We start from the raw sequence: 19,130 nt of genomic DNA, 5'->3' as shown, positions 1-19,130 counted from the left end.
GTAAATATCGGCCTAGGGGCGATTGCTTAGGTACGACCCACCCTGGGCCTGCCGCCTTTCGCGGATCGGCTCAGCCTGGATTTCGAGCGGCGAACCAAGGCGTGATTCGTTCCAACGCGGCCTTGATCTCCCCTGTCGAGACCGCGAAGCTGAAGCGGATGTAGCGTCGACCATCGACGGGGTCGAAATCCACGCCCGGCGCAGTGGCCACGCCGGTTTCGCGCAGCAGTTGTTCGCAGAAGGCCACGCTGTCGTCCGTCAGGTGGCCGATGTCGGCCCAGATGTAGAAGGCGCCGTCAGGCGGCGCGATCTTCCTCAATCCAAGCGCCGGCAGGGCCGCCAGCATCAGCTCGCGGTTGCGGGCGTAGGTCTGGATATGGCCCTCAAGCTCTTCGATCGCGTCCATGGCGACCAGGCCCGCGTGCTGGCTGAGGCTGGGCGGGGTCAGGAACATGTTCCCGATATAGGCGCGAGCGGCCTCGATCAGGGTCTCGGGGACCAGCAACCAGCCCAGCCGCCAGCCGGCCATGCTCCAGTATTTGGAGAAGCTGTTGATCACCAGGGCGTCGGGGGCGAACTGCAGCATCGACGGGGTCGGGCCCACGTAGGACAGGCCGTGATAGATTTCGTCCGAAAGGATGGCGATGTTTCGCGCGCGGCAGACCTCGGCGATGGCGGCGAGTTCGGCCTCCGGGATGATGGTCCCGGTCGGATTGGCCGGGCTGGCGATGATGACGCCGGCCGGAGCGGGATCGAGCGCCTCCAGCTGGGCGGCGGTCAGCTGGAACCGGGTCTCGGGACCGCAGGCGATCTCCACCGGCTCCAGATGCAGGGCGCGCAGGCTGTTGCGATAGGCGACATAGCCGGGACGGGCCAGGGCGATGCGGTCGCCCGGCTTGAACCGGACGCTGAGCGCCAGGACCAGGGCGGGCGAGGCGCCGCAGGTCAGCAAAATGTGGGCGGGATCGACCGTTACGCCGTACCGGTCCTGGTACAGACGCGCGATGCGGGCGCGCAGGTCAGGGCTTTCCCAATAGCCCATGGCGTCGGCGTCCAGCACCTGATGCGCGCGGGCGACGGCGGCGGCGGGGGCGCCGGTCGAGGGCTGGCCGAACTCCATATGGATGATCGACCGGCCTTCGGACTTCAACTGGTGCGCCAGGCGGCTGACGGTGATGGCGCGGAAGGGTTCGACGGTCATGGGATCACTTACGTTCTAGGCGTTGAGCTAGCATCGACAAGAACCAAACCATCCCCATGCACAAAACGCCCAAGGTCACCGTAATCCAGCCTGTCGGCGTAGGATGAACATCAATCCAGCTAGGGTCGATGCCGAGAATGCACCCCCAAGAGCCGTGAACTACAATGTTGATCAAACCTGCGTTGATGATGTGCAAAGCACAGGCGTAACCGATGGCCCTTAGCGCGACGTTCGGTCCCCAATAGATGGTAGAGCAGAGGAGGATGAAGCTAGATGCGCCAGCGAACCAAGGTGCTTCCTGTATTACGGATAGAACGTTGCAGGATAGACTCATCCCCCTGCTGAAAGCCGCCAAAGCAAACTGCGCGAACAAGCCAAAAGCCATTACAACGCAGAAGATGATCCTAGGCCAGCGATGACGGCGCCGTGACGACACTACGCGGTGCTCTATATTGCCCAAGGTATCAGGTCCTACTGCAGCGCATCCGCCAGACGCAGGAAGCCCGCCACGTCGATGGTCTCGGCGCGGGCGTCCGGTTCAATGCCGGCGGCCTCGCACAGGGCGGCGCCGCCCAGCTGTTTCAGGCTGGAGCGGAGCATCTTGCGGCGCTGGCCGAAGGCGGCGGCGGTGACGCGTTCAAGCTTCTTAAGGCGTTCGGGCGAAGGACGTTCGTCCAACGGGATCAGATGGACCACGGCCGAGGCCACTTTGGGCGGCGGAGTGAAGGCGGCGGCGGGCAGGTGCATGACGATGCAGGCGGTGCAGACGGCCTGGGCGATGACGGCCAGACGGCCGTAGGCGTCCTCGCCGGGTCCTGCGGCGACGCGCTCGGCGACCTCCTTCTGGAACATCAGGGTCAGGCTGTGGGGCAGCCAGGGGCCGGTCAGCCATTTGATCAGCAGGGCGGTGCCGACATTGTAGGGCAGGTTGGAGACCAGATGGGCGGGGCCGGAGACCAGATCCGCCTCCTTCACCTTCAGGGCGTCAGCCTCGACGATCGTCAGACGACCGGAGCCATCGTCCAGTTCTGACAGCAGGGGAATGAAGCGCGGATCCTTTTCGACGAGGACCACGGGGCCTGCGTCGGAGTCCAGCAGGGCGCGGGTCAGGCCGCCGGGGCCGGGGCCGACCTCGATCACGGCGCGCCCGTCGAACGGACCGGCCAGGCGGACGATCTTGCGCGTGACATTGAGGTCCAGCAGGAAATGCTGGCCGAAGCTCTTTTTCGCCGACAGGCCGTGGGCGTCGAGGGTTTCGCGGAGGGAAGGAAGGTCGGTCACACGCCCTGTTAGCGCGCGGCGCGGGCCGCCGCCATCTCCGAGGCCAGACGAATAGCGGCGATCAGGCTGTCCGGACGCGCAATCCCCTTGCCGGCGATGTCGAAACCCGTTCCGTGATCGGGCGAGGTGCGGATGACGGGCAGACCCAGCGAGACATTGACCCCGCCCCAGAAGTCCAGGGTCTTGACCGGGATCAGGGCCTGGTCGTGGTACATGCAGATCACCGCATCATAGGTCGCGCGGGCGGCGTCGTGGAACAGGGTGTCGGCGGGTCTGGGATCGGTGATGTCGATCCCTTCGCCGCGCAGATGTTCGGCGACGGGGATCAGGGTCTCGATCTCCTGCAGCCCCAGGGCGCCGCCTTCGCCCGCGTGGGGGTTCAAGGCGGCCATGGCTAGGCGCGGGCGGGCGATGGCGAAGTCGCGCTTCAGGCTTTCGTGGACGACGCGGGCGGTGCGGGCGACCCGCTCGGCCGTGATCAGCTCGGGAACCTGATCCAGGGCGACGTGGATAGTCACCAGACAGGCGCGCAGGTCGCGGGCGGCCAGCATCATCACGGGCCCCCGCGTGCCGGCGTAGGGGGCGTCGGCGGTCAGTTCGGCGATGAACTCGGTGTGGCCCGGAAAGCGGAAACCCGAGGCGTACATAGGCGCCTTGGCGATGGGGGCTGTGACCAGACCCGAGGCTTCGCCCGACAAGGCGAAGCTGACAGCCTCTTCGATGCCGTCGGCGACCGAGGGCGCATTGGCCGGGTCGGGAAGGCCGATTGTCACCGGCGCGGGCAGGGCGCGGTGAATGACCGGGAGGGCCCGCTCGAAATGCTGGGCGGCCTCGCCGGGCGTGAAGACGTCGGCGACGGCTATGCCTTGCGCCTCAAGCAGGGCGGCGTCGCCGATTACGGCGAACGGCAGCATGTCGGCCGAGCGCGCCCGCCAGGCGGCGGCCACGATCTCCGGCCCGACGCCGGCGGGTTCGCCCAGCGTCAGGACCAGAGGCCGGGTCATTTGAACTCGATCAGGGCGTCGTTGCGCAGATCGCGGATATAGCGACGCTCCAGCACCGCCAGGTTCTGGCCGCGCAGGCGGTTCTCGACCTGCTGACGATTGGGGGCCTCAGGACCGCCGACGCGACGGCCGCAGACGGCGACCAGATGAAGCCCGAGCGGTGTGCGGATCGGGGTCGAGACCGAGCCGATCTCGCCGGTGCGGGCGAACTGCTGGAACTGGGGCGCCAGATTGGCCACGTCCGATTCGCCCAGGTCGGCGCCGATCACGCCCTGGGTCGCACGCGCCTGGGACAGGATGTTGTCGCAGTTCAGTCCCTGGCGGAGGCCTTCCAAAGTCCGGGTGGCCGCTGCGAGCTCGGCCTCTGACGCCGATTCCGGCAGTTCGACCATCATCTGCTTCATTGAAACCAGGCTGGTGGCCGCGCCATCGCGCTTGTCGCGCATATAGATGATGTAGACGCCGCCATCGACCGGGACGGGGTTCGACAGCTGGCCGGGCTGGAGCTGGTCGAAGATGGTCTGAAGGGCCGGCTGCACCGTGCCCTTGACCACCCAGCCTGCGTCGCCGGGGACGCGGGCCGAGGCGGACGGGGCGGAGGAGAACTGTTGGGCGACCGCCTGGAAGGGCGCGCCCTGAATGATCTGCTGCACCAGCTGGCGGGCGCCGTTCATCGCAGCCTCTTGGCCGCCGACCCGTGCCGCTTCGATGTAGATTTCACCGATCAGATACTGGGGCTGGGCCGCCGCCTCGTTCAGGCGGCGCAGTTCCTGCTCGACTTGAAGCGTGCTGGGCCGGGCGCGGCTGTTGAAGCGGCCGGGCACCAGCTGGCTCCAGCCGATTTCCGTGCGCAGGTTTTCGCGGAAGGCGCTGGGCTGAATGCCGCCTTGCTGGAGAAACTCCATATAGGCGGCGGGCGTGACGCCGGCCTGGCGCGCCATCTGGGCGATTTCCTCGTCGATCTCCTGGTCGGTGACCTTCAAGGTCTCGAACTTGGTGATTTCCTGGGCCTTCAGCCGTTCTTCGATCAGACGGTTCAGCGCCGCCTGCTGAATCGCCGGCAGATTCTGTTCGGTCGGCTGAACCTGGGACGAGGCGATCAGCATCAGCATCTGCTGGCGCAGGTCATAGCCGGTGATGATCTTGTCATTGACCGTAGCGACAATGCCGTCGGCCAGTTCGAACTGAGGCGCGGCGCGGGCCGCAACCGGTCCGTCTCCGGCCGCCGGGTTAGGCGCGCCTGCGGCCGTCGGCTGCTGGGCGGCCGGAGCGGGCGCCGTCTGACCATAGGCCGAACCGGCGAGGAGGAGCGCCGCGAGCGCAGCCCCCGTCGAATAACGCATCAAACCCATTGGTCGTCCTGATTCCTCACAGCGGTCCACCGGCCGGGCCGGCAGGCGGTCGCGCCCCGTACAGCGTCATGCTCAACGCAATCCGCCCTGTCCATAACCTGAACCTCCGAAAGTGGCGAGGTTTAGGCGTAGATACACCCCGTCCGACGGACCACTGGCCCGAACCCGCGTATTGTCGCGGCGATAACCGATCTCGACCCTAAAACAATCGTCGTCGAACAGGAGGCCGACCTCCTGGCGGGTGATGACGTTGCGCTCCAGATCGGCGATGCCGGCTACGGCCACGCCCCAGTGGCCGTAGACGAACTGCTGACCCGCCAGCTGGACGAATTCATAGTTCCGATTGAGCGGCCCTGACAGCGGATTGGACCGATCGACGATGTAGCTGAAGCTGGCGAGGTTGCGCCGGCCCCAGCGTCCGTCCAGCGCGGCCTCGGCGCGCCGGATGTCGCCGGATCCGTCAAAGGTGGCGTGGCCCCAGCTGCGGATACGGTCCGACGGTGAGAAGCTGCCTTGAACCACCCAGTCTGAGGCGGAGGACGCCAGGCCGGTGGGGTCGTAAAGGGCGCCGGTCGTGCTGTCCGGTATGGTGGTGCGGAAGGCGTCTTCGTCGTCGGCGCGGTAGCTGCGGCCCACGAAAAGGCTGGCGCTGCGGCCTTCGGACCAGCGGATCGTAGCGCGGGCGCCGGCGGTGAAACGGGCGCCGCCTTCCACCAGGTCATAGCCCGAGAAGCGGTCCATGCGGAACAGGGAGGATTCATCCAGTTCGATGACCTGTGAATCCTCATTGGGAATGCGAGGGTCGATGTCGGACTTGTTGGAGACCGACAGCTGGGCGACCGGCTCCAGAATGATGTCGCCGCGCGGCGTGCGACGCACCAGGGGGTAACTGAGGTCCACCCCGGCGCTCGCGCGCGTGCGGCTCAGCGTCTCGTCGCTTTCGACGCCCATCATCGGCGGCAGGTCGGACAGGGCGTAGAAGTCCACGCGGCCGTCGACGAAAGGCTCGATACGCAGGCCGTTGGGCGTGATGAAGACGCGACGCCACTCCGCCTGACCTGTGATCCGTCGGCTGTCCACGCCCGAAAGCCCCGTTGGGTCCCCAGGCACGATGTCCGGATTGAGCACCGGCGCGCCGACGAAAACGTCGCGATACAGGGATACGGCGGACCCCTTCAGCCGCAGCCGGCCGCCGCCGATCAGGCCCGACGGCTCCCAGCGGGCGTCGACCAGGGGGGCGACGATCGGCAGGGCGCCGTCGTTTTCAAAGACCTTGAACCCTTCCGCGTCGCGGAAATCCGTGTCGGCGAAGCGGTTGTCCAGTCTCAAGCTCTGGATCGAAAAGGCTGCGATCGAAATATAGGAACGGTCGGTCTGACGCTCGGCGTAAACTTGGCTGATCAGACGACGACGGTCGCCGTAATAGAGGCCGTTGTCCTGATAGGGGTTCTGAATGTCATAGCGGTCGAACAGGGTCTTGTCGGACGTCCGCTCGGCCGTGAAGCCGAGGCGCCAGGGGCCCCAGAGGTCGAACTCGCCATGGGACAGCACATAGCTGCGATGTTCCTTGTCGCCGAAACGGATGTTGCTCTCATAATCCCCGTCGCCGTCCCGATCGAAGTCGCCGAAGGTCCGTTCGTAGGTGTAGCCGCCGCGGGCGACGATCGTTCCGTTGACGAAGCGGCGGCGCCACTGAAGGTTCAGCAGGGGCGACACCCGCGTGTTGAACTGCGGGCTGATCAGCCAGTCTTCCGACGGCGAAACGACATGCAGATAGGGGGTTTCGATCGAGACGCCGCGGCCTTCGTCATAGTTGACGATCGGCACCAGGAAGCCGGACGCGCGTTCGACGGTGGGATCCGGGTGGGCGAAAAAGGGGGTGTAGAAGACGGGCACCCCGCCGATGCGGAACATCGCATTGCGGTAGATGACGGCGCGCAGGGCCTCATCCTGAACCACCTTCTCGGCCTGGATCGAGAGGCTGGGGGTCTTGGGGCCCTTGTCGTCGCAGATGGGGCAGGGGGTGAAGACGGCGTAGTTCAGCTCATTGACCCGTTCGCTTCGGCGAACCGCCGTCGCGGCCATCAGGCTGGCGCCGTTGCTGAAACGGGTGGCGAAATCGACGGCGACGGCCGCCTTCAGTTCGCCGTCGGCCTCCAGATGGCTGGCGTAGACGACCGTGCCGTCCGGCGCGATCGCCTCCACCCGGCCGTCGGCCGCGGCCGCGCCGGTGGACAGATCATAGGTCAGGTTCTCGCCCCGAAGCACATGACCGTCAGCGCGCAGATAGACCCGGCGCGCGCCGTCGCTCTGGGCGACGATCGTGTCGCCGACACGGCCGGCGCTGTCGGCGTCCACATAGACGGCGCCCTGGGGCAGGACGTCGGGAACCGCCGATTGACCCGCCACTGGCTGAGCCTGGGCGAGCGCCTCGTCCGCGAAGGGCAGACACGCCAGGAGCGCCGCGCCGGCCAGAAGCTTGGCCCGTAAGGCCCTTGAACCCCGATCGCGATCACCTTGCATGAAGCATCCGTCTGTCTTGAGCGAGGCGCTCGCTTAGCCGTCTTCGGTATAGAACAGCAAGGTGAAGGCGGCGAGGGCCGTCAACAAGGGCGGCAGCCATGCCGCCACCAGGGGCGGCACCACCTCGGCCGAACCCATGGCCGAGCTGAATTGGTTCAGGAAGAAGAAGGCGAAGCCCAGGACGACGGCGGCCACGCTCATCCTCGCCAGGTCCCCAAGACGCATCAGACGTAGAGAGAAAGCCGCCGCCAGTATGGACATGGCCGCAAAGACCAGGGGCGTCGCCAGCAGCTGCTGAAGCCGAAGGCGATAGGCGGTTGAGGCGAAGCCGGCGTCCTCGATCCGCTGGATCTGATTCGGCAGGGACCAGAAGGGCGTCGATTGGGGACGGGCGAATCGCTCGAACGCCTCTTCGTCCGCCAGGCTGGAGAGCAGATCGAGGCTTGAATAGGCGACGGCCCTCTGGCCGATGCTGGCGCCGACGGCGTTGGTCAGACGCCAGCGGCCGGCGCTGAGCGCGGCCGACTGGGCGTCGATCCGTTCGGAAAAGTCGCGATTTCCTTCCGCATCCGTGACGTAGATGAAGAAGGTGACGTCCAGAAGCCGGGCGTTGGCGCGGTCCTGACGTCCCGCTCGGATGATCATCTGACGCTGATCGTCGCCTTCGCGCAGCCAAATGGGGGCGTCCGTCCGGTCATCGTTGGCGGCGCCGGAAATGCGGGCGCGTTCGCGCTGCCACAGACCGTCGCCGGCTGAGGCCAAGGGCCCCAGAACGGTCACGGTAAGAACGCCCAGGGCGAAGGCCATCCCGGCCGCCGGAAGGACGAAACGCCAGGCCGACACCCCCGCCGCCCGCATGGCGACCAGTTCGCTGCGTCGGTTCAGGCCGATATAGGCGCCCAAGGTGCCGAACAGGAAGACGAAGGGCAGCAGCTGGACGATCACCGCCGGCGACTTCAGCGCCACCAGACCCAGGATGCGCAGGGCCGAGAGATCCTGATCCGATCCTACGCCGCGCGACACCTCGACGAAGTCGATCAGCATGACCAGGGCGGAGATCACCGCCAGGGCCACGCCCAAGGCGCGCAACTGTTGAATCAGTACATAGATTTCGATGCGGCCCAGACGGGGAAGGCGCGAACGCAAGGACCGGGCGGGAAGGGACAGAGACCTCATGGTCACCCCGTCCTAGCCGGAGACAGGGGCCGCAGCCGCTCAACGATCGCCCAGGACCGGCGCTTTCGCGGCTTAAGTGCGCGAAACAGAAGCCGGAGCGCCAAGGCGGTCGCGGCGAGGGGCGCGATATATTGGAGCAGGTTCATCCAGGGGTTCCAGGCGCTGGCCGCGACCAGGCCATAGCCGATCACCCGCACGAGCAGAAACAGACCGGCCGCCTTAGCGATGCGAAGCGAATAGCCGGTGCGGCTGAAGGCGCCGCCCAGGATCGCCGCCAGGGCCATGGCCATGGCGGTCAAGGCGTAAAGCGGCGCTGATATCCGCGCATGGGCCTCCGCCAGAAGTTCTCCCCGCGAGCCCGCCGTTTCGAGCACGCGCGGGGTCGGGTTGAGCAGTTGACGCAGATAGAGGTCGGCCGGCTTGTAGCGAATCTGCTCGGTCACGGCCGAGAACTGTCCCAGCGGAAAGTCGTAGCGGTCGAAAGACAGGGTTTCGAGTACGCCGCGCGAGGAATATTTCTGCCAGGAGCCGTCGATCATGGTCAGGACCGGCTCATTGGCGGCGTCACGCCCGAAGCGGGCCTCGGCCGCGCTCCAGTTCTGGCTGGACTTGCCGTCGTCCAGATAGACGAAAAGGTTCTTCAGAAGGCCGTTCTGCTCGATCTGCTGGACATAGACGGTCAGCCCGTCCGGCCCCTGGACGAACTGGCCTTCCTCGACGAGCAGGGCCGCCAGGTCGGTGCGGATGGCGAAGGCCTGGTTGCGCGCCTCCCGCTGGGCCCAGGGCTGGGCGAACAGGGTCATGATCAGGTTCAGGATCAGGACGAGGACGGCGAGCCGGGCCGCCGGCGATATGACCTGCCAGCGGGTCATGCCCCCGGCGAAGGCGGCGGTCAGTTCCTGCTCGCGCTGCAGCCGGGTCAGGGCGATCAGGGCGCCGACGAACAGGCCTATGGGCAGGATGACGGCCAGCAACTGAGGCAGGGCCAAAAGCGTCAGCTTGACCATCACCCAGACGCTCTGACCCCGTTCCACGATCACCTCGAGCTGGTCGAGGCTCTGACTCAAAATTCCGATTCCAGCCAAGGACGCGCACGCTGCGACCACGGGTAGGGAGAGCTGGCGAAAAAGGTATCTTTGGATCAGGGTCATGGGCGGATGGACTTCGCCCGGTTGCAGGCGGCGGCGATGAGGCGCATCTAGTAGCACAGGAGGGCGCGTCCGCGACATGCAGACGCGCCGTTTGTCTTTTTCTTCTGTTGTGAGCGCCGGGTGGGGCCCGGCTGGAGTCGTTGAATGAAGATCGAGTTCGTCGCTGCCGTTGACGCCGCTGAAATCCTGGCCGTGCCTGTTCATGAAGATCGCGTCCTCGCCGGCTCCGGGTCGGAGCTGGACGAACAGTCCGGCGGCGCCCTGACCCGCGCGATGAGCAAGGGGCGGTTCGTCGGCAAGGCTGGCCAGACCCTGATGGTTGCGGCCGTCTCGGGCGCAAAGGCGGAGTCCATCCTGCTGGTCGGCGCTGGGTCGGCGGACAAAATCGACGACCTGGCGGTCGAGGCGTTCGGCGGCAACGCCTATGCGGCGGTGAAACTGTCGGGCGCCGAGGTTCTGACCATCGACGCCTCCAACCTGAGCCCCGAACAGGCCGCGCGCGTCGGCTTCGCGGTGCGACTGGCCGCCTACCGGTTCGACAAATACCGGACGACCCAGAAGCCGGACAAGATTCCGTCGATCAACACGGTGCGCGTCGTGACGTCCGACCTGCGCGCCGCCGAGGCCGCCCTGGAGCCGCTGACCGCTGTGGCTGACGGCGTGATCTTCGCCCGCGATCTGGTGTCCGAGCCCGCCAACGTCCTCTATCCCGCCGAGTTCGCGCGCCGCGTCAAGGCGCTCGAGAGCCTGGGCCTGGAGGTCGAAATCCTCGGCGAGGCCGAGATGGAGAAGCTGGGCATGCGCACCCTGCTGGGCGTCGGCCAGGGCAGCCGTCGCGAAAGCCAGCTGGCGATCATGAAGTGGAACGGCGGCGAGGCGGGCGCCCAACCCCTGGCCTTCGTCGGCAAGGGCGTCTGCTTCGACACCGGCGGCATCTCGATCAAGCCGGCCGAAGGCATGGAGGACATGAAGTGGGACATGGGCGGCGCCGCCGCCGTGACCGGAACCATGATCGCCCTGGCCGGCCGCAAGGCCAAGGTCAACGCCGTGGGCGTGCTGGGCCTGGTCGAGAACATGCCGGACGGCAACGCCCAGCGTCCGGGCGACGTGGTCGTGTCCATGTCGGGCCAGACGGTCGAGGTGATCAACACCGACGCCGAGGGCCGGCTCGTCCTGGCTGACGCCCTTTGGTACACGCAGGAGCGGTTCAAGCCGAAGTTCATGATCGACCTGGCCACCCTGACCGGCGCCATGATCGTGGCCCTGGGCCTGGACTACGCCGGCGTCTTCTCGAACTCGGACGAGGTCGCCGAGCCGATCCTGGCCGCCTCTAAGAAGGTGGGCGAGAACTTCTGGCGCATGCCGATCCCGGCCATCTACGAACAGCACATTGATTCGAAGATCGCCGATGTGAAGAACACCGGCAACGGCCGCGCCGGCGGCTCGATCACCGCGGCCCTGTTCCTGCAGCGCTTCACCAACGGCGTGCCGTGGGCGCACCTGGACATCGCCCCGACCGCCTGGGCCAATAAGAGCCCCAGCCCCACCGTGCCGGAAGGCGGCGTCGGCTTCGCCGTTCGCACCCTGGACCGGATGGTGGCCGACACCTACGAAGCCTGAGCCCTGGACGGTAGAGCCGGATGAGCGGCAAGCCCGAAATCTGGTTCTACCACCTGGAACGGTCCAGCCTGTACCAGGTGCTGCCGACCCTGCTCGAGAAGACGCTCGAGCGGGGCTGGCGCGCCCTGATCAAGTCCTCCCACGCCCATCGGCTGGATGAGCTGGACGAACGGCTGTGGACCTTCGATGAGGAGAGTTTTCTGCCGCACGGCCGGGCGGACCAGCCCCATGCGGATCGCCAGCCGGTGCTTCTGAGCGAATCGGGCGAGAACCTGAACGGCGCTCAGGCGCTGTTCATCGTCGATGACGCAGAACTGGGCGCCACGGAAGGGATCGAACGATGCTTCATCATTTTCGACGGTCGGGACGAAACGGCGCTTCAGCAGGCGCGCGCCCGCTGGAAGACGCTGAAGACGGACGGCGCCAATCTGGCCTATTGGCGCCAGACGGACGAAGGGCGCTGGGAAAAGGCGGCCTGATCGCCTTGGCGGCCTTGGCCGGCTGTTCCACGCCCGTCGCAGAAAAGCCGGCCCCGCGAACCGTGGAACAGGCGCAAGTCACGCCGCCCGTGGGCAGTCGCATGCCGACCGCCCAGACGACCGATGTTTGCAAGGCAGGGGAACTTCAGTATCTGGTGGGGCGGCCCAAGACCGAAATCCCGGTGCCTGTGGATGTCGTCAACCGGCGCGTGACCTGCACCACCTGCCCGGTCACCCATGATTTCTCGGCCTATCGGCTGAACATCTTCTACGACGCCCAGACAGGGATCATCGAACAGGTCCGCTGCGGCTGACGCTGGCTTTTAGGAGAGACGACCATGAAGACCGCCTTCATCCTGACGACCCTGATGTCGACGGGCCTGGCCCTGTCGGCCTGCGCCCCGACCGACACGCCCGCCGCCGGCGCCGCGCCGGGGGGCGACACTGCGTTCAAAGCCTGCAAGGTCGAGGACTATCAGGCCTATGTTGGCCGGAACCGTTCGACGGTGCCCAGCGCGCCGGAAGGTCAGACCTTCCGCGTCCTGTGCACGACCTGCGCGGCGACCATGGACTATCGCGAGAACCGGGTGAACTTCGTCTATGACGAGGCGACCGGCGTGATCCAGCAGGTCAAGTGCGGCTGAGGCTCAGCGACCGACCGTGTCGCCGGGCCAGAGCGGGGCGCTGAAGGTCTTCGCCAGATAATCCATCAGAGCCGACACGCGCGCCGGGCGCGGCCCGCCGCTGGGCGCGACCAGATGCAGGGCGATGGGGGGCAGGCGCCAGTCGGTCATGACCGTTTCCAGCCGGCCTTCGGCGACGTCCTTCCAATAGATGAAGTCGGGCTGGGGGAAGAGGCCCAGCCCCGCGCAGAGGGAAGCGGTCAGGGCGTCGGAATTATTGGCTCGCAACGGCCCGCGCGGCCGCACCACGACCTCTTCGCCGGCGTCATTGATGAAGCGCCAGGCGTCCGGGGTCGGCATATAGGCGTAGCCGAGGCAGGAATGCCGCTCCAGATCGTTCGGATGGATCGGCCGCCCGCGCTGGGCCAGATAGTCAGGCGAGGCCACGAGGAACCGCTCGACCGGCCGCAGACGACGCGCCGTGAGCGATGAGTCGGGCAGGGCGGCGATGCGCAGGGCGCAGTCGAAGCCGCCGCCCACCAGATCGACCACCTCGTCCGCCAGATGCAGATCGACGGAGACATCCGGATGGGTCGCCAGGAACTGCGGCAGGGCCGGGGCGACATAGGCCATGCCGAACGACATGGGCGCGGCCAGCCGCACGAGGCCGCGCGGCGTCACGGACATGTCCAGGGCCTCGGACACCGCCCCTTCCGCCTCAGCCAACATCTGGCCCGCGCGCGCCGCCAGATTGCGCCCCGCGTCGGTCAGGGCGAAACGGCGCGAGGTCCGATGGAGCAGGGTGGTCTTCAGTTGTTGTTCCAGCCGCGTCACCGCCTTGGACACCGTCGCCTTGGACAGGCCCAGGGCGTCAGCCGCGCCGGAGAAAGACTGGGCCTCCGCCACCTTGGCGAACATGGCGAGGGCCTCGAGGTCAGGCAGGCGGGACATGGCGACCTCCAAGTCGGAAACGATGAGTTTCAGGGGTTTCTATTTCTGTTCGGTCGTCGATCTCTATCTTGGCGTCAAGTCAATGACGCCGGGACGGCCCGGCCTGAGGACAGACCGATGATCGAACGCAGACCCTTTGAATCTCTCGGCGGCGCCAACCATGGCTGGCTGAACGCCAAACATCACTTCTCCTTCGCCAACTACTATGATCCCAAGCGGATGAGCTGGGGCAATCTGCGGGTTTGGAATGACGATGAGATCGCCGCCGGGACCGGCTTCCCGCCTCACCCGCACGCCGACATGGAGATCATCACCTATGTCCGCGACGGGGCCATCACCCATGAGGACAGCCTGGGCAACAAGGGCCGCACCGTCGCCGGCGATGTTCAGGTCATGAGCGCCGGCACAGGCATTCGTCACGCCGAATACAACGCCGAGCCGGAACTGACCCGAATCTTCCAGATCTGGATCGAGCCGACCAGGCGCGGCGAGGCCCCCAGCTGGGGCTCTAAGCCCTTTCCCAAGGGCGAAAGGGCGGGCCAGTTTGTGGTCCTGGCCTCGGGCTTTGAAGGCGACACGTCCGAGAGCGGCGGGGGCGCCCTGCCCATTCGCACCGATGCGCGGATCGTGGCGGCGACCCTGAACGCCGGCGACAGCGCCGACTATCCGCTGGGCGCCGACCGTCGCGGCTATCTGGTTCCGGCCAAGGGCGAGATCGAGGTCAATGGGGTTCGGCTGAACGCTAGAGACGGCGCGGCCATAGCCCAAGAGGAGCTGGTGACGGTCAAGGCCCTGTCGGACGCCGAAGTGGTCCTGGTGGACGCGGCCTGACGGTTGAAGGGCGCCGGGCGGGGTCGATCCCGCCCGGCGCCGCTTCAGAGATTCGCCGCCCAGTCCGTTGCGCGAATGAGGCTGTCGATGACGCCAGGTTCGGACGAGGCGTGGCCGGCGTCGCCGACGATGTCCAGCTTCGCCTCAGGCCAGGCGCGGTGCAGGGCCCAGGCGCCCGCGATCGGCGTCACGACGTCGAACCGGCCTTGGGCGATCCAGCAGGGAATGTGGCGCATCCGGTCCACATTCTTCAGAATCCACCCGTCTTCAGGAAAGAAGCCGGCGTTGGTGAAGAACCAGTTTTCAATCCGCGCGAAGGCGACCGCGAAGGTCGGGTCGGCGAACTTGTCCGGCTTGGCGCTGGGCCCTTCCACGCTGACGGTCTCGCCTTCCCAGCAGGACCAGGCGACGGCGCAGCGCGCCCGCTCGACCTGATCCTCGCCGATCAGTCGCTTGTGATAGGCTCCCATCAGATCGTCGCGCTCAGCGACTGGAATCGGCTCGACAAAGCGTTCCCAGGCGTCGGGGAAGATCATCGAGGCGCCGTCCTGATAGAACCAGTGCAACTCCTTCTTGGTCAGAAGGAAGATGCCGCGCAGCACCAGGGCCATGACCCGTTCAGGATGGGTGATGGCGTAGGCCATCGACAGGGTCGAGCCCCACGATCCCCCGAACACTACCCACTTGTCGACGCCGCAGCGCTCGCGCAGCCGTTCGATGTCCTCGATCAAGGTCCAGGTCGTGTTGTTTTCCAGGGACGCATGGGGTCGGGACTGGCCGCACCCCCTTTGATCGAACAGGATGATCCGGTACCGCGCCGGGTCGAAATAGCGCCGCATGCCCGGATTGACCGCCCCGCCGGGGCCGCCGTGCAGGACCAGGACCGGCCGGCCCTGGGGATTGCCGCATTCCTCATAATAGATCTCATGGACCCCGTCGGTCTGCATCCAACCGGAAGCGAAGGGCTCGATCTCGGGATAAAGGTCTCGACGCGGCTCAGAAGGCGCGGGGAAGGCCATGGGGAGGTCTTTCTGAGAGGCTGCAAGCGCGGCCGTACTGGAAACTAGGGTCGCAATGCCGCAACAGCGAGGCAAAACCAAGCCGAGATCATCAGCAGACCGCCGATTGGAGCGACCATTCCCATGGTCGATAGGCTGAGCACGCCAAGAAGGGCCAGGGCGAGCCCGAACACCAGGCCGCCCGCCGCCCCCAGCCATCCGGCGAGCCGCGCCAGCCGTCCACCTCCGGTCCAGACGGCGCAGGCCAGGGCGAAGACGGCATGGGTGAGTTGATAGGCCGCGCCGGTCGACAGCAGCGTCCGGACCTGCGGCGCCGCACCATGAGCGGCGAAGGCGCCGAGCGCCACGGCCATGGCGCCGTTGAACGCGGCGAAGACGATCAGATTGCGGTTCACCATCATGGATCGACCCTAGGGCATGATCGTTTGGGGCGGAACCGGGGAGTTTCTCCTCTTGAGCCGATCCGGCTCTACCGGTTGATCCGCCGAGGGCAAACGTCAGAAGCGCGGCAGAAGCGCCATCTGCCCCGCCATTACAGAGGCGGCGGTCTTCACCGCCTTCTTCACCGCCGCCTCGTCGGCGCCCGGCGGCGCGCGCAGCAGGCCCACGGCCGGGGTATGCGCTTCGTCGGGCAGATCGGCCAAAACCCGATAAAGGAGATAGGAGCCCACATCATCGACAGAGTCCGATGAAGCATCGGCCGCCAAACCGATTTCGTTCAAGGCGCGGACGATATCCGCCACAGGAGCCGTCGTCCGGGCGACGGCGGGGCCGGTGTCGGAGAGGCGGGATTTGCGATCCAGCGCGCGGTTTTCGGCGCGCATCTGCATGCGGAAGCCGCTCCCCTTTGGATTACGTCCGACAAGAAGAACGGCGCGGCAGTCGCCGCTGTCCAGGACGCCCCCGATCATCCGAGCCAGATGATCCGGGTCCTCGGCCGGAATGCGCAGGGTGCGGGCGCCGGCAGGGCTCCAGACCTCGCCCGAAAGATCCTCGACCAGATCCCAGCCGGGCGCGTCCGCCTCATAGGCGCATATGGCGATGCCGGGTCGACGGTCGGATGGCCCCGGCGTTTCGGTCTCAATGATCATGCCGGCCCCGATCCCCACGAATTCCATGAAGTTTCCGTGACGAAGACAGGTGAAGGAAACAGGGGGCCGACGTCAAGCCTCATCCCAGATCGCCGACCGCTGCGTCCAACAACATAAAGGCGCGGCCGCCGTCGGACGCCAGGCGGGTCTGGATGGCCTGAAGATCCCGCATGCGCGCCGCGCTCGCCAATTCCTGGGCGAAGACCCGGACATAGCGTTCCGCGTCTGCGCGGAGTTCGGGGTCGCTCAGCACGCGCCGAGACACGCTGCGAACGGCGGCCGGGGCGACGCGCCGGACGATGTGACGGGCGCCGTCAGGGTCGCCTTCGCCCAGCAGGCGCGCCGCCTCTTCCACGCGCGAGCGCGGCAACAGGGCGTTGGGATCGACACCCATGCGGCGGATGGCGGCCGAGACGCGGTCCGACAGGGCCGCCGTGTCCGGCGCGGCGGCCGTCGGGGTGTCCAGGTCCAGCGGCGGCGCTTCCGGGCCGCCCGCGACCAGTTCGGCCCAGCCCAGGCCGGCGCCGGGCGACTTGGCCTTTTCCGGCTCAGTCGGCGCCAGACGCAGCCGACCCCGCAGGCCGAAGCTCTTGTCCTCTTCGCGCTCTGGCGGCGAGGCGGGCAGGCGGGGCGAAGGCCGGGGCTCCGGCCCAAAATCAGGGTCTCGGCGACGGCCGGTCGGGGCGTCCCCGGAGACAACGCCCATCAGGCGCACAGCCTCGGTCAACATGTCGTAGTTTCGGCGAACCCTTTCCTGGAAGCCGACATCCAGCGCCTCGGTGTCCTCGGCCGCCTTGCGCGAGGCGGCGGCCAGGGCGTTCAGCCCTTCTTCCACACTGGCGCGAACGGCGTCGACGCGCGCGCGCGCCTGTTCGGGCAGGCGGGCGGCCCTTTCATCGACATCCGCTACGGCCGTGTCGATCTCGGAGAGGGCGGCGTTGAGGCGATCGATCAGGCTTTCCAGCCGCTGGACCATCCGTTCGCCGGCCTGTTCCAGCAGGCCGGAGGTTTCACCGACGATGCGTCGGGCGTCTTCGATCCGGGCATCAGCGGCTTGGTCGGCCTTCTGAGCGGCCTCGAACAGGGCTTCGCCAAGGCGGTCGGCGCGCAGCCGGGCCTGTTCGGAGGCGTCGGCGGCGGCGGCGCGGGAATCCTCGGCCGTAGCGCGCATCTGCTCCAGGGCGCGGCGTGTTTCCTCCATCAGGGTGTCGCGCGCATCGGCGGCCAAGGCTTCGAACCGATCGAGCGAGACCTTTGTGGCGGCGTCGAAGCCGTCCGCCTCGCGCTGAGACATGTCGATGAGGGCGCGGAACTGATCGCCGGCGGCTTCCAGAATTTCCCGCAAGGCCTGGATCGAGGCCTGGGAGGTTTGTCCCATTTCGTTATGGGCGGCGCGTGTCGCCGACAGATGTTCGACGAACTGGGCCCGTTGGCTCTCGACCTGGGCGGAGAAGTCCTCCTGATCGGTGCGCAGGGCGTAGGCGGCGGTAACCAGGGCTGCGCGCTGCTGGCTGAGCCCTTCCTCGACCGACTGAATCTGTTCGGCGACCCCCGAGCCCGCATTCTCCAGGCGGATCGTCTGGCGCGCCAAATCATCGGCGGCGACGCGAGCGGCGTCCTGAGCCTCTCCCGCAGCCGCCGCCATGTCGGCGGCTCGGGCGGCCAAGGCGGCTTCCGCCTCGCGAAGCTGGGCTTGAGCCAGGTCGGAGGCGTCGGCGACCATGCGCGACTGGCGCTCGACCGCGTCGAGGACCCCTGCGGCCTGGCTGTCCAGATGAAGGCCCAGGGCCTGCATCTGATCCCGCTCCCGCCCGAGGTTCTCGACCAGGCGTCGGGCCGTGCGGCCGGCGGCTTCCGCCGCCTCGTTCAGACGCTCGGTCTCCTCGGCCAGGGCCTGCCGAAGCAGGGCCATGTCGCTGCGGGCGCGCTCGGCCGCAAGGGCGGCGTGGTCGATGTCGGTCCGAAGCGAGGTCAGGACCTGCCCCGCCTGATCTGCGGCGAAAGCCGTGGGAGCCACCAGCGATTCAGCCATTCTGCGCGCGCGCCGCGTCTCGGCCGCCAGGCCGGCGCCCTGGAGAATGGCGTTGGCCAGGACCAGCGTCAGGCTGGCGGGCGCCAGGGCGAGCAGGGCGTAGACGGCGATCCTGAGCGGATCCAGGTCCGTCCCGCCTGCGCCGACCTCATAGGCCGCCCATGAGGCGACCCCTCCGATCCACACGGCCGAGGCCAGGCCGGCGAACAGATAGGCGTTGCGGCCGCTTGGGGCCGGCGTCGAGCTCCCGGGCGAGGCCGGGACGGGCGGGGAGCGTTCGAAGGGCGCCGGCGGCTGGCCCTGGGCGATCGCCATTTCCAGCGGAGCCGCCGCAGCGTCGGCGATCGTCGGTTCTGCGATGGGAGCCGACGCGGCCTCAGACGCCTGTTGTGAAACCGGCTGGTCTTGATCCGGCGTTCTGATCCGGAAACGGGAGGGGGGACGACGCTGGGAGGCGGGCTCCGGCTCAAACCCGGCAGGCGCGTGATCCGCAATCTGGGCTTCGGCGTTCAGACGCTCCGCCTCTTCTTGGGCGCGCCGCGCCTCTTCCGCCAGCCGACGACGACGACGCTCAGAGATCGGACGTTCCGGCGGCGGCGGCGGCGGAAGAGGCGCCAGCTCGGCCTGTGGCGGACCTTCGCCGCCGGATTCGTCCGCGATAGGGCCGGGTTCCCCGTCAGCGGGCAGGGCGACGTCCGGCGTCTCCTCAGGCAGGACGGCGTCTTCGTTCGTCAGGGTCAGCGGCGGCCGGTTACGGGATTTCATCAGGCGTCGAGCTCGATTCATGCGCAGGCGC

Annotated in this window: 17 protein-coding genes; 5 read left to right on the top strand and 12 right to left on the bottom strand. The window is 67.2% G+C overall.

Annotation, left to right across the window (positions count from 1 at the left end):
- Positions 1-70 precede the first annotated feature (70 nt).
- The 7 genes from ACW178_RS10400 to ACW178_RS10370 form a co-directional block, all read right to left on the bottom strand.
- Positions 71-1,201, bottom strand: coding sequence for a pyridoxal phosphate-dependent aminotransferase (locus ACW178_RS10400; RefSeq protein WP_287106464.1), 1,131 nt, complete (start codon positions 1,199-1,201; stop codon positions 71-73).
- A gap of 471 nt (positions 1,202-1,672) precedes the next feature.
- Positions 1,673-2,482: a 16S rRNA (adenine(1518)-N(6)/adenine(1519)-N(6))-dimethyltransferase RsmA gene (gene rsmA, locus ACW178_RS10395; protein WP_287106465.1), complete on the bottom strand. Its 810-nt coding sequence runs from the start codon at positions 2,480-2,482 to the stop codon at positions 1,673-1,675.
- Positions 2,483-2,490: 8 nt separating this feature from the next.
- Complete coding sequence (gene pdxA, locus ACW178_RS10390; RefSeq protein WP_287106466.1) at positions 2,491-3,486, bottom strand: 4-hydroxythreonine-4-phosphate dehydrogenase PdxA; 996 nt, start codon at positions 3,484-3,486, stop codon at positions 2,491-2,493.
- Positions 3,483-4,838: a peptidylprolyl isomerase gene (locus ACW178_RS10385; protein WP_231681292.1), complete on the bottom strand. Its 1,356-nt coding sequence runs from the start codon at positions 4,836-4,838 to the stop codon at positions 3,483-3,485. The genes pdxA and ACW178_RS10385 overlap by 4 nt, the downstream gene beginning before the upstream one ends.
- A 72-nt stretch (positions 4,839-4,910) precedes the next feature.
- Positions 4,911-7,361 (bottom strand): LPS-assembly protein LptD, encoded by a 2,451-nt coding sequence (locus tag ACW178_RS10380; RefSeq protein ID WP_492024535.1) that lies wholly within the window; start codon positions 7,359-7,361, stop codon positions 4,911-4,913.
- Positions 7,362-7,394: 33 nt separating this feature from the next.
- A complete protein-coding gene (gene lptG, locus ACW178_RS10375) occupies positions 7,395-8,537 on the bottom strand; it encodes an LPS export ABC transporter permease LptG (protein WP_152950288.1) in 1,143 nt (380 codons plus the stop codon).
- A gap of 2 nt (positions 8,538-8,539) precedes the next feature.
- Positions 8,540-9,688 carry an LptF/LptG family permease gene (locus tag ACW178_RS10370; protein ID WP_152950287.1) on the bottom strand — a complete coding sequence of 383 codons (1,149 nt, stop codon included), beginning with the start codon at positions 9,686-9,688 and terminating at the stop codon, positions 8,540-8,542.
- Positions 9,689-9,832: 144 nt separating this feature from the next.
- On the opposite strand from ACW178_RS10370, the gene ACW178_RS10365 reads away from it, so the two are divergent.
- From ACW178_RS10365 to ACW178_RS10350, 4 genes are all read left to right on the top strand, one after another.
- Complete coding sequence (locus tag ACW178_RS10365) at positions 9,833-11,308, top strand: leucyl aminopeptidase (protein ID WP_182714740.1); 1,476 nt, start codon at positions 9,833-9,835, stop codon at positions 11,306-11,308.
- 20 nt (positions 11,309-11,328) lie between these two features.
- Positions 11,329-11,787 (top strand): DNA polymerase III subunit chi, encoded by a 459-nt coding sequence (locus tag ACW178_RS10360; protein WP_191557841.1) that lies wholly within the window; start codon positions 11,329-11,331, stop codon positions 11,785-11,787.
- Between the two features lie 101 nt (positions 11,788-11,888).
- Positions 11,889-12,101, top strand: a complete 213-nt coding sequence (locus tag ACW178_RS10355) for a hypothetical protein (RefSeq protein ID WP_054766951.1) — start codon at positions 11,889-11,891, stop codon at positions 12,099-12,101.
- Positions 12,102-12,125: 24 nt separating this feature from the next.
- A complete protein-coding gene (locus ACW178_RS10350; RefSeq protein WP_287104963.1) occupies positions 12,126-12,431 on the top strand; it encodes a hemolysin in 306 nt (101 codons plus the stop codon).
- Positions 12,432-12,434: 3 nt separating this feature from the next.
- On the opposite strand, the gene ACW178_RS10345 is transcribed toward ACW178_RS10350, so the two are convergent.
- Entirely contained in the window at positions 12,435-13,361 is a 927-nt protein-coding gene (locus tag ACW178_RS10345; RefSeq protein WP_492024534.1) for a LysR family transcriptional regulator, read from the bottom strand.
- 117 nt (positions 13,362-13,478) lie between these two features.
- Between ACW178_RS10345 and ACW178_RS10340 the strand changes: the two genes are divergently transcribed.
- Positions 13,479-14,192, top strand: a complete 714-nt coding sequence (locus ACW178_RS10340; RefSeq protein ID WP_054765807.1) for a pirin family protein — start codon at positions 13,479-13,481, stop codon at positions 14,190-14,192.
- Between the two features lie 44 nt (positions 14,193-14,236).
- Here the strand turns inward: ACW178_RS10340 and pip are convergent, their stop codons facing one another.
- From pip to ACW178_RS10320, 4 genes are all read right to left on the bottom strand, one after another.
- Positions 14,237-15,211, bottom strand: a complete 975-nt coding sequence (pip, locus tag ACW178_RS10335) for a prolyl aminopeptidase (protein WP_191557838.1) — start codon at positions 15,209-15,211, stop codon at positions 14,237-14,239.
- A gap of 44 nt (positions 15,212-15,255) precedes the next feature.
- Positions 15,256-15,612 (bottom strand): DUF423 domain-containing protein, encoded by a 357-nt coding sequence (locus tag ACW178_RS10330; RefSeq protein WP_007445956.1) that lies wholly within the window; start codon positions 15,610-15,612, stop codon positions 15,256-15,258.
- 96 nt (positions 15,613-15,708) lie between these two features.
- On the bottom strand, positions 15,709-16,329 hold the full coding sequence (locus ACW178_RS10325; protein WP_224762049.1) for a C15 family peptidase: 621 nt from the start codon (positions 16,327-16,329) through the stop codon (positions 15,709-15,711).
- Between the two features lie 52 nt (positions 16,330-16,381).
- A complete protein-coding gene (locus tag ACW178_RS10320) occupies positions 16,382-19,099 on the bottom strand; it encodes a coiled-coil domain-containing protein (RefSeq protein ID WP_492024533.1) in 2,718 nt (905 codons plus the stop codon).
- Between the last annotated feature and the right edge of the window lie 31 nt (positions 19,100-19,130).

Source organism: Brevundimonas sp. AVps4, assembly GCF_058681525.1.
Note: the sequence above shows the minus strand (reverse complement) of the source record. Positions and strands in the feature narration are given on the sequence as shown.

Excerpts from the sequence above, each read along its gene's own strand:
- ACW178_RS10400 (WP_287106464.1), bottom strand. The coding sequence starts at position 1,201 with ATGACCGTCGAACCCTTCCGCGCCATCACCGTCAGCCGCCTGGCGCAC.
- pdxA (WP_287106466.1), bottom strand. The coding sequence starts at position 3,486 with ATGACCCGGCCTCTGGTCCTGACGCTGGGCGAACCCGCCGGCGTCGGG.
- ACW178_RS10385 (WP_231681292.1), bottom strand. The coding sequence starts at position 4,838 with ATGGGTTTGATGCGTTATTCGACGGGGGCTGCGCTCGCGGCGCTCCTC.
- ACW178_RS10380 (WP_492024535.1), bottom strand. The coding sequence starts at position 7,361 with ATGCAAGGTGATCGCGATCGGGGTTCAAGGGCCTTACGGGCCAAGCTT.
- lptG (WP_152950288.1), bottom strand. The coding sequence starts at position 8,537 with ATGAGGTCTCTGTCCCTTCCCGCCCGGTCCTTGCGTTCGCGCCTTCCC.
- ACW178_RS10370 (WP_152950287.1), bottom strand. The coding sequence starts at position 9,688 with ATGACCCTGATCCAAAGATACCTTTTTCGCCAGCTCTCCCTACCCGTG.
- ACW178_RS10365 (WP_182714740.1), top strand. The coding sequence starts at position 9,833 with ATGAAGATCGAGTTCGTCGCTGCCGTTGACGCCGCTGAAATCCTGGCC.
- ACW178_RS10360 (WP_191557841.1), top strand. The coding sequence starts at position 11,329 with ATGAGCGGCAAGCCCGAAATCTGGTTCTACCACCTGGAACGGTCCAGC.
- ACW178_RS10355 (WP_054766951.1), top strand. The coding sequence starts at position 11,889 with ATGCCGACCGCCCAGACGACCGATGTTTGCAAGGCAGGGGAACTTCAG.
- ACW178_RS10350 (WP_287104963.1), top strand. The coding sequence starts at position 12,126 with ATGAAGACCGCCTTCATCCTGACGACCCTGATGTCGACGGGCCTGGCC.
- ACW178_RS10345 (WP_492024534.1), bottom strand. The coding sequence starts at position 13,361 with ATGTCCCGCCTGCCTGACCTCGAGGCCCTCGCCATGTTCGCCAAGGTG.
- ACW178_RS10340 (WP_054765807.1), top strand. The coding sequence starts at position 13,479 with ATGATCGAACGCAGACCCTTTGAATCTCTCGGCGGCGCCAACCATGGC.
- pip (WP_191557838.1), bottom strand. The coding sequence starts at position 15,211 with ATGGCCTTCCCCGCGCCTTCTGAGCCGCGTCGAGACCTTTATCCCGAG.
- ACW178_RS10330 (WP_007445956.1), bottom strand. The coding sequence starts at position 15,612 with ATGATGGTGAACCGCAATCTGATCGTCTTCGCCGCGTTCAACGGCGCC.
- ACW178_RS10325 (WP_224762049.1), bottom strand. The coding sequence starts at position 16,329 with ATGGAATTCGTGGGGATCGGGGCCGGCATGATCATTGAGACCGAAACG.
- ACW178_RS10320 (WP_492024533.1), bottom strand. The coding sequence starts at position 19,099 with ATGAAATCCCGTAACCGGCCGCCGCTGACCCTGACGAACGAAGACGCC.